The organism is Streptomyces sp. NPDC002690, from assembly GCF_053592415.1.
The window spans coordinates 1-8295 of sequence record NZ_JBSFVR010000326.1 but is presented as its reverse complement, the minus strand read 5'-3'; the positions used below and the strand labels follow the sequence as shown (position 1 = coordinate 8295).

Annotated in this window: 6 protein-coding genes; 2 read left to right on the top strand and 4 right to left on the bottom strand. The window is 72.5% G+C overall.

The annotated features are described in order from the left end of the window. From ACWD3D_RS29155 to ACWD3D_RS29140, 4 genes are all read right to left on the bottom strand, one after another. The coding region (locus tag ACWD3D_RS29155) for an aldo/keto reductase (RefSeq protein ID WP_451463764.1) at positions 1-707 on the bottom strand (707 nt) is incomplete at its 3' end. A 120-nt stretch (positions 708-827) separates the two neighbouring features. After that, entirely contained in the window at positions 828-2204 is a 1377-nt protein-coding gene (locus tag ACWD3D_RS29150) for a wax ester/triacylglycerol synthase family O-acyltransferase (protein ID WP_451463763.1), read from the bottom strand. A 171-nt stretch (positions 2205-2375) separates the two neighbouring features. Next, positions 2376-4667: a SpoIIE family protein phosphatase gene (locus ACWD3D_RS29145; RefSeq protein ID WP_451463762.1), complete on the bottom strand. Its 2292-nt coding sequence runs from the start codon at positions 4665-4667 to the stop codon at positions 2376-2378. Positions 4668-4753: 86 nt separating this feature from the next. Continuing rightward, complete coding sequence (locus tag ACWD3D_RS29140; RefSeq protein ID WP_451463761.1) at positions 4754-5980, bottom strand: DUF6777 domain-containing protein; 1227 nt, start codon at positions 5978-5980, stop codon at positions 4754-4756. Between the two features lie 197 nt (positions 5981-6177). Here ACWD3D_RS29140 and ACWD3D_RS29135 point away from each other — a divergent pair, with 197 nt between their 5' ends. Together ACWD3D_RS29135 and ACWD3D_RS29130 are read left to right on the top strand one after the other, a co-directional pair. Next, on the top strand, positions 6178-6687 hold the full coding sequence (locus tag ACWD3D_RS29135) for a DUF1990 family protein (protein ID WP_451463760.1): 510 nt from the start codon (positions 6178-6180) through the stop codon (positions 6685-6687). Positions 6688-6757: 70 nt separating this feature from the next. After that, positions 6758-8197, top strand: coding sequence for a lipase maturation factor family protein (locus tag ACWD3D_RS29130; RefSeq protein ID WP_451463759.1), 1440 nt, complete (start codon positions 6758-6760; stop codon positions 8195-8197). The last annotated feature ends 98 nt before the right edge of the window (positions 8198-8295 follow it).

Sequence of the window (8295 nt, the reverse complement as noted above, 5' to 3'; positions counted from 1 at the left end):
CGACGAGTGTGTCGCCGATGGCCATGGCTGCGGAAGAGCGACACGGTCACCGGCCGCCACTTCGACGACCGTGCGAAGCTGAAGGACGAGGTGCCGTCGAGCAGGGTGTGGCGGCCGGCGCAGAGCACGACGTCGACGTCGGTGTCCCGCAGGAATCGGGTGAGCAGGGCGGTCTGGTTCATTCCGGCGCCGATCGCGCCGACGACGCCTTCGCCGCGCAGTTGTTCGAGGGCCGGGTACGCCTCGCCGAAGGCCGCCTCCGCGTGGTCGTCCGGGTCGTGCAGATAGACCACGTCGACGCGGTCGAGGCCGAGGCGCAGCAGGCTGTCCTCGATGGACTTGCGCACACCGTCCGCGCTGAAGTCCCAGCGACGGCGGTGCGTCACAGGAACGGCGAACCCGTCGTCGAGCCCGTCCGGCACCGGAGTCCCGGCGGGCAGCGGGTCGAGTATCCGCCCGACCTTCGTGGAGAGGGTGTACGAGGAGCGGGGCCGGGACCGCAGTGCGGCGCCGAGCCGCCGCTCGGAGAGGCCGAGGCCGTAGTGCGGGGCGGTGTCGAAGTGCCGGACGCCCTCGTCCCACGCGGCGTCCACCGCGAGAGCCGCCTGCTCGGGGTCGACTGCACTGAAGAGATTGCCGATGGCCGCCGCCCCGAAGGACAGTTCGGTGACCTCGACGGCGGTACGTCCGAGTGTGCTGCGCCGCATGCCCTGCCGTCCTTGCTGAATGATCGCTTTACCGTACAGAGCGAATATTCATCGGATCACTGGAGCAAGTCAACCGGGTCGGCGTGGATCATTCTCCCTTTTCACCCGCGATCAGTCCGATCACTCCGCTCGACCGAGTACCGGCAGGGGCGCCCCGGCGAGTTCCTGGAGCGCCGCCAGCTCGTCCGTCATCGCCGCCCCGAGCAGGTCGAGGTCGGGCAGCGCCCGGCCGTCGGCGACCAGCCCGACCTGCACCCGCCCGCCGTAGGCGGAGAGCGCCACGGCCAGCGACTGCCCCCGGGCCAGCGGGGCCATCGGGTAGAGGGAGCGCAGCGGGCAGCCGCCCAGCGACAGTTCGGCACGGGGCAGCGGGACACTGGTGACCAGGAGGTCGAAGAGCATCCGGGCCGCGTTCCCGGCGAGCGGAGCGCCGAAACGGTGAGCCAGCGGCGGCAACCGGTCGGCCAGTACGGCGACGGCTCCCGCGCCCTTCAGCGGCCCGGCGGCCTTGTTGCGCTCCATCGCGATACGTACGGCCCGCAGCCGGCGACGGGCGTCCGGCTCGGAGACCGGGAGGCCGAGGAGGTAGGCGGAGAGCCGGTTTCCGTTCTGGGCGGCGCCGCCCGGGCGACGGCGCGAGACGGGCACCAGAGCTCGGGGGTCGTCGCCGGGCAGTTCCTCGCCGCGCCCGGTCATCCAGCGCCGCAGCGCCCCGGCGACGACGGCGAGCAGCACGTCGTTGGCCGTGCCGCCCTCGGCCCTGCGGACACACCGCACCGCCTCCGCGTCCAGGTCGGCGGTGACGAGCCGCCGGGTGCCGCTGGAACCCGCCGCCAGAGCGCCGGACCCACCCGGCGCCAGCCGGCTCGCGCGCACCACCGACGCCCCCACGCCCAGCGCCCGGCCGACCTCTTCGAGGCGGCCGAGCGCGAGGCCGGCGACCTCCCGCGGGCCGGGCATCCAGGATCGCGGCGGGACGGGGGTGCGCCGCACGGCCGTCGCGCGACGGGAGGCGACGGCGGCGATCTCGTCGAAGATGCCCGCGCCGATCGCCACGGCGCGCATGCCGTCGGCCAGCGCGTGGTGCAGCTTCACGAGAACGGCGAACGGGCCGCCGTCCGACCCGCCCTCCAGCAGGTACATCTCCCAGGGCGGCAGCCCCCGGGCGATCGGGCGCTCCATCAGGTCGCCCGCGAGCGAGGTCGCCGCCGCCATGAAGTCGCCCGCCGGCAGCGCGGCTCGGTGCACATGGTGGCGGACGTCGAAGTCCTTGTCGGTGGACCAGGCCGCACCACCGAGGGGCAGCAGGACGTCCCGTACCCGCATCCGGAGCCGGGGGACGGCCGCCGCCCGCTCCCGGAGGAGTTCCAGCACGTCCTGCCGAGGACCACCGGGCACCGGGGAGAAGACGGCGAGCGCGCCCAGATGCATCGGGTGGGCCTCGGACTCCAGGCGCCAGAAGGCCAGATCGAGGGGGGCGAGCAGTTCGGTACCCATGGGGGTCCTCATGTCATCGGGGGGAGAGCCAGACCGCCGTACGACCCCAGTCAACCCACGTCGGCCGGTTACGGTCAAGAACGGACATGTTACTTTCAGCTACCGTGCGGTAGGTGATGGAATTCGTTCACGGGCAGGCAAAAATCCACTCCGACCCGTACCCGCCGAAGTTCAGGACCGACGGGACGGGCCGAACGGTCCGGCACCGTCCGGCCCGTCGGGCCCGTCGAGCCCGTCGAGCCCGTCGGGCCGGTCGGGCCGGTCGGGCCGGTCGAGCCCGTCGGCATGGTCGGATCGGCCCGCGTGGTCGGATCGGTCAGTGTGATCGGATCGGTCAGCATCGTCGGGCCGGTCCGGAAGTTCGTGGTGCGCCTTGCGTCCGGGCCGGCCCGCCCGCTCGAACCGTTCGGGGATGAGGAACTCCCCCCAGACACACTTGCCGCCGCCCCGGGACTCGACCCCCCAGACGTCGGCGAGCCGGTCCACGAGCATCAGCCCACGACCCGAGACTCCGGCGTCCCCCGCGTCACGGCGGCGCGGCAGGGCACTGGAGCGGTCCTCCACGTCCACCCGCAGCCGTCGTTCGCCCCCGGCGAGAATCCGGATGGTGACGATGGCGCCGCCGTCCGTGTGCATCAGAGCGTTGGTGATCAGTTCGTCGGCGGCGAGTTCGATCTCGTCCGCGCGTTCCCGGGCGCCCCAGGCACGGACCGCGGCTCTGATCATGTGCCGGGCCGAACTCAGCGCGTCGGGGTCGTTCTGGGCGACGTGCTGCCGGAGCCGCCCGCCGGGCTGCGGCGTGGGCGCCGCGTCGCGCCGCAGCAGCAGAACCGCCACGTCGTCCTCACCGCCGTATTCGTCGACCGCCTCGCAGAGCTGGTCGGCCAGCCGCCGGATGTCCTGGGGGCCGTTGCGCACCATGTCCGTCAGCAGGCGCATCCCGGCGTCGAAGTCGGTGCCGGGCAGCTCCACCAGGCCGTCCGTGTAGAAGACCAGCGTCTGTCCGGGGTCGAGTTCGACGGTGCTCACCGGATAGTCCAGGCGGCCGAACTCGGCGGAGAGCCCGAGCGGCAGGCCGCCCTCGACGAACAGCTTGTGGCAACTGCCGTCGGGGTCCCGGACCAGCGGCTCCATGTGGCCGGCCCGGACCATCTGCATCACACCGGTGGTCAGGTCCACCTCGGCGTAGATGCAGGTGGCGAAGCGGTCGGTGTCGAGCTCGTGCAGGAAGACGGAGGCGCGGGCCATGACCGTGGCGGGGCTGTGCCCCTCGGCCGCGTAGGCGCGCAGCACGATCCTGAGCTGGCCCATCACGGCCGCCGCGTGGGTGTCATGGCCCTGGACGTCTCCGATGACGGCGCCGACCCGGCCGCCGGGGAGCGGGATGACGTCGTACCAGTCGCCTCCGATGTCGCGCCCCATCCGGGCGGAGCGGTACCGGACGGCGACCTGCGCGCCCGGCACCTCCGGGATGCGGCGCGGCAGCATCGCCTGCTGGAGCCCCTCGGCGAGGTCGTGCTCCTGCTCGTAGAGCATCGCGCGCTGGAGGCTCTGCGCGATGGAACTGCCCAGGGCGACCAAGAGGTTGCGCTCGTCGGCGGCGAAACCCGAGCGGTCGTCGTACAGCAGGCCGAGCGCGCCGATCGGGCGGCCCTGGGCGATCAGCGGCAAGTAGGCGGCGGAGGTGATGCCGAGGTGACTGACCTGGGACCAGAGCTCCGGGTACGAGTCGGCGAAGTCGTCGGAGGTCTCGATGAACCGGGGGTCCAGCGTCCGCAGCACCTCGCTCATCGGGTAGGGCTCGTCCACCCGCGTGTAGCGGGTGCCCGGTACGAACGAGCCCTCCGGCCCGTCCGCCACGAGGTGGATGCGCCCGGCCTCCAGGAGCCCCATGACGAGGCTGGTGGCCCCCAGGTGGGCCAGGCCGCGCGAGTTCTTCAGCACGTCGATGACGTCCCGCACCGTACGGGCGTGCGCGAGCGCGGCGGAGGTGGCCTGCACCAGACTGGTCCGCCGGCGCCGTTCCTCGTCGAGCTCCTGCCGTGCGGCGGAGTCTGCCAGCTCCTGGGAGGCGTCCCGGACGATACCGAGGATGCGGCGCGGGCGGCCTTCCGCGTCGCGGCGGATGAACCCCTGGGTATGGGTCCAGCGCAGCGAGCCGTCGCGGAGCCGGCAGCGGAAGTAGGCTCCGTAGCTTTCCCGCCCGGCCTTCAGCGCCTGCGTGACCATGGCGTCGAGCCGGGCGCCCTCGTCCTCGGGCACGCGCAGGGCGAGAGAGGTGGGCTGGTCGTCGTATTCCTCGGCCCGCAGATCGAACACGTCGAGTGCGGGCTGGTCCATGTGCATGAGGCCGCTGTCCAGATCCCAGTCGAAGCTGCCCATACGGTTCAGGGCGAGGCTGAGGTCCGGGTGGGCGGGCCAGTCTTCCGGGAGTGACAGGGCACCCGCTACCCGATCATCCATGTCGGCCACTCTGCCACCATTTGTCGGATTCTTCGAGCGGTTCACGGGGCACGCGGGTCCGAGCACGGCGGCGCGGCCTCCGCCGGTCACGCGGTCGACGTCTCCGGCCCCTCATCACCCGGGCCGCCGACGCCGTCCTGGACCGAGGGGGCCGCACCGTCGGTGAAGTCGGGCAGGTCCGGGTACTGGTCCTCCGTGAAGTCCGGGAGGCCGGACGCCCCGTCGGCGTCGCCCGTGAAGTCCGGCAGACTGTCGACGGCAGCGTCGCCGGTGAAGTCCGGCAGACCGTCGACGGAAGAGTCCTCGGTGAAGTCCGGCAGACCGTCGACAGCAGCGTCCCCGGTGAAGTCCGGCAGACCGGACGCCCCGTCCGCGTCGCCCGTGAAGTCCGGGAGCCCCTCGGCAGGCGCGTCCTGTGAGTCCGGCGCCCCGGGGGCGAGGACTCCGGAGTCCGGCGCACCGTCAGGCCCCTCGGGTGACACGTCGGACGCGTCGGAAGAGAAGGGGAAGAAGCCGTCGCCCGGGTCGGCCGCGGGCGGGTCGGCGGGGTTCTTGTCCTCGGTACCCTCTCCGCCCGGCCGCTCGATCCATGTCCGCTCCACGAGATCCGCGATGACCAGGCTCTCCAGTACGCGTGTGCTGGGGGCGACGTCCAGGACCCGCTCGGGGGCGTATCCGGGCCAGCGTTCACCGCGGTCGGCGACCCGTCCGGTCAGGGGTACCGCGGGAGCGAGCGGATCGCCCGAGGCGCACCGCACCCGGGGCAGTCCCCGGCTGTCCACCATCACCGCGGTACCCGACTGGAGCACGGTCTGGAATCTGGTGGGGGCGCCCCCGGCGAACCCGTGGTCGGTGACCCGCACGTCGGCGCGCAGCACCACCGGGGTCAGCGCGCGCAGGTATCCCGGGATCTGCACCGCCTCGATGCCCGCCACCCCCGCGAAGGCCCGCGCCCGGCCGGAGTCCTCGGTCAGCAGGTCTGCCTGCGCCGCCACATCGCAACTGGGCGTGTTCCGGACACCTCCGTAGAGTCCCGCCGCGTCACCCGTGACGGTGTGGACCACCGGGGCGGCGGCGGGGGCACCGTTCGCCGGGAGTGGTTGCGCGTCCTCGGCCCCGGGAACCGCTCCCGCCGTGGACCGGGTGAAGGGCGCCGGCCCCCGGGCGGCGGCCGGCTGGAGTACCACCTCGTGACCGGCGGTCGTCGCGGCGGGCCGGGCCGCGCCGGGTGCGCCGGCACACCCGGTCGCGGAGAGGGCCGCCACGGAGACCACGGCGGACAGGGCATACGGAAGTCGTCGGGACGAGCGCACGGTGCTCTCCTGCCAGTACGTACGGGGGTGGTGGGTCCCCTCATGTCTGACGCACCTCCGCACCGGTCGCAAGCCGGGATACGGCCGCCCGGCGCAGCCTTGAACGCGTTCAAACGAGATACTGGGCTGGGCCTCGGGCACGAGGTCATGTCCGCGGCATCTCCGCCCGGCGGGCGTACACATCGGAGGGACGACCGGTGAGCACTTTCACCTACCCGGAGATCGGCGCCACCCGCGCGGACCCACTGCCGCACGGGTACGACCATCTGCGCCACCGCGCCCGGGTCGGCCGGGGCCGGGCCGCGTTCGAGGTCGCCGGGGCGGCGGTGACCGAGTGGCGCATGCACCGTGCGGCAGGGACCCTCGTCGACGCGTCCGCCGACCGCGCCGAGGCGGGCGGGTCCGTCGAAGTGACCCTGCGCATTGGGCCGTTGCGTTTCGTGGCTCCCTGCGAAGTGACCTGGGCGGAGTACACCGAGAGGCGCATCGGCTTCGCGTACGGAACACTCGCCGGCCATCCGGAGAGGGGTGAGGAGTCCTTCGTGGTCGAACTCGCGGACGACGGGACCGTCTGGTTCGCCGTCACCGCGTTCTCCCGGCCCGCCCTCTGGTACACCCGCCTGGCCGGACCGCTCGTCAGGGTGTTCCAGCGGCGCTACACCCGCCGCTTGGGGCGGACGCTGCGCCGCATCGCCGCCGCGGGCTGAGCGGGCCACGTCCTCGCGAGCGCCGCGTCGGTCACGCGGCGCGGGGCCGGGTCGGCCGATAATGACGCCGGTGGACTGGTTCACCGCGGAAAACTACGGGCTGAGCAGGCTGATCTTCCAGCGGGCTCTCGCCGCCGTCTATCTCACCGCGTTTCTCACCGCCGCCCTCCAGTTCCGCGCGCTGATCGGCGAGCGGGGCATGCTGCCCGTCCCCGAACTGCTGCGGCGCACCCCCTGGACCGCCGCCCCCGGCCTCTTCCGGCTGCACTACTCCGACCGCTTCTTCGCCGCCGTGGCGTGGTCGGGCTGCGCGGTCTCCGTAGCCCTCCTGGCCGGGCTGGACGGCTTGTTGCCGCTGTGGGGCGCTCTGCTCCTGTGGGCGCTGCCCTGGGCCCTGTACCTCTCGATCGTGCAGGTCGGCCAGGTCTGGTACGGCTTCGGCTGGGAGTCGCTGCTGCTGGAGACGGGGTTCCTGGCCGTCTTCCTCGGCAACGACGAGACGGCGCCGCCGGTCACGCTGCTCTGGCTGATGCGCTGGCTGTTGTTCCGGGTGGAGTTCGGGGCCGGTCTCATCAAGATGCGCGGGGACGACTGCTGGCGCCGGCTCACCTGCCTGGACTTCCACCATGAGACGCAGCCGATGCCGGGCCCGCTCAGCTGGTTCTTCCACCATCTGCCGGCGCCCGTGCACCGGGTGGAGGTCGCCGCCAACCATGTCACCCAACTGCTGCTCCCCTTCCTGCTGTTCACGCCCCAGCCGGTGGCGAGCGTGGCGGCGGCCGTCATGATCGTCACCCAGCTGTGGCTGATCCTCTCCGGCAACTTCGCCTGGCTGAACTGGCTGACGGTCACCCTCGCACTGCCGGCCGTCGACTGGTCCCCGCTCGCGGGCCCGTCCCGGCCCCTTCCCGGCGCCCCGCTCTGGTACGAGATCGTGGTCTGGGCGGTCACCGCCCTTCTCCTGGCGCTCGGTTACCGGCCGGCCCGCAATCTGCTCTCCCGCCACCAGGTGATGAACCGCTCCTACGACCCGCTCCACCTGGTCAACACCTACGGCGCGTTCGGCAGCATCAGCAGGATGCGGCTCGAAGTCGTCGTCGAGGGAACGGACGACATGGTGATCCACCCGGGCACCCGCTGGCTGGAGTACGGCTTCCGGGGAAAGCCGGGAGATCCAGGGCGACTTCCCCGCCAGTTCGCGCCGTACCATCTGCGGCTCGACTGGATGATGTGGTTCGCCGCACTCTCGCCCGCGTACGCCCGCGCCTGGTTCGGCCCGTTCACGGAGCGGCTGCTGCGCGGCGACCGGGACACCCTGCGGCTGCTGGGCCACAACCCGTTCCCGGACGGGCCGCCGGCCCAGGTGCGCGCGTCCGTGTACCGGTACCGCTTCACCGACGCGGCCGAGCTGCGGAGCACCGGCCGGTGGTGGCACCGCACCTACGTGCGGGAGTTCATGCGCCCGGTGATCCGCCCGGTGCCGCTCCGCCCGCCGGAGGACTCCGGGTGAGCGCACCGGACGTGCGAGAGCCCGGTCCCGCCCGAGGGGAGGGTCCAGGGAGGTCCAAAGGCTCACCCGGCCACGGTAGATCAGTGGTGACGGGCCAT